Source organism: Halorubrum sp. AJ67 (assembly GCF_000513435.1).
Genome location: NZ_CBVY010000011.1, coordinates 133,041 through 134,122 on the forward strand (window position 1 = coordinate 133,041; position 1,082 = coordinate 134,122).

Sequence of the window (1,082 nt, forward strand, 5' to 3'; positions counted from 1 at the left end):
TCTCGAACTCCGTCTGGTTCGCGTCCACGGTTGACGTGGACGCTCCGCGTCCCTAAACGCTCCGGCCGCGACGCTCGCGAGTCGAGCCGGCACGGCCGAGAGAAGGAGCGACCGCGTCAGTTCGGCACGTAACAGTCGCCGTCGCAGTCGACGAGCCCCTCGTTTCGGAGGGTCTTCAGGATGCTGTACAGGGAGAGCTTCTTCATCCCGAGCGAGTCGCCCATCTCCGAGACCGTGGCGTCGCCGTTCGTGGTCAGGTAGAGGTACACGAGCTTGGCGCGGGGCGACTGAAGCTCCGGGGGCAACGCGGCAGCCGCCGCGGACGCGGTTTCCGTCTCGATCATCTTGTTCGATCGGTTGGCTTCGACGATAATAAATCCCCTATTCAACGTTCGTCGAAACAATCTGAAGAGGATTGAGAGCGCGTCAAGACGCTTATTTCGGCGAATCAGCCGAGACATCGTCGGTCGACGAACGGAGATTCGACGCGTATCGACGCGGGTTTTCGACCGTCGACGGATACGAGACCGTGAACGATCCGGATCGATCCCGTAGGACGGAGCGGGGGCCCGACGGGACGCCGCGGATCGGCGGTATCGCCGCTCGGATCAGTACGAGCGACTCTTCGGCTCGTACGTCTTGTTTTCGCCTTCGAGGACGACCGGCTTGTACCACAGCTCCGGCTCGCCGTCGTTCCACGAGATGAGCGTGTGTTTCAGCCAGTTCTCGTCTTTCCGCTCTTGGTGCTCCTTGCGCCAGTGCGCGCCCCGGAACTCCTCGCGGGCGAGCGCGCCCATCGTCAGCGCCTCCGCGATGTCGAGGATGTTCCGAGTCTCGATAGTGTGGATGAGGTCGGTGTTGAACGTCCGCGACGGGTCCGACACCGCGACGTCCTTGTACGCCTCGCGCGCCTCGTGAAGGTCGGCCAGCGTCTCCTCCAGCCGGCCCTCCTCGCGGAACACGTTGACGTTGGCCGTCATCGTCTCCTGAACCTTCGAGCGGATCTCGGCGTGGTTGCGCCCGTCGCGGGAGAGCAGCTCCTCGACGCGCTCCTGCGCGCGGTCGACAGCGCCGACGACGAC

General features: G+C 64.2%; 1 protein-coding gene and 1 pseudogene. Both read right to left on the reverse strand.

The window, feature by feature from the left end:
• Positions 1 to 116 precede the first annotated feature (116 nt).
• Positions 117 to 344: a TrmB family transcriptional regulator gene (locus tag BN903_RS10410; RefSeq protein WP_048077657.1), complete on the reverse strand. Its 228-nt coding sequence runs from the start codon at positions 342 to 344 to the stop codon at positions 117 to 119.
• Between the two features lie 264 nt (positions 345 to 608).
• Positions 609 to 1,082 (reverse strand): annotated as a pseudogene (locus BN903_RS10415) (succinate dehydrogenase); the annotation flags it as partial.

Excerpts from the sequence above, each read along its gene's own strand:
- BN903_RS10410 (WP_048077657.1), bottom strand. The coding sequence starts at position 344 with ATGATCGAGACGGAAACCGCGTCCGCGGCGGCTGCCGCGTTGCCCCCG.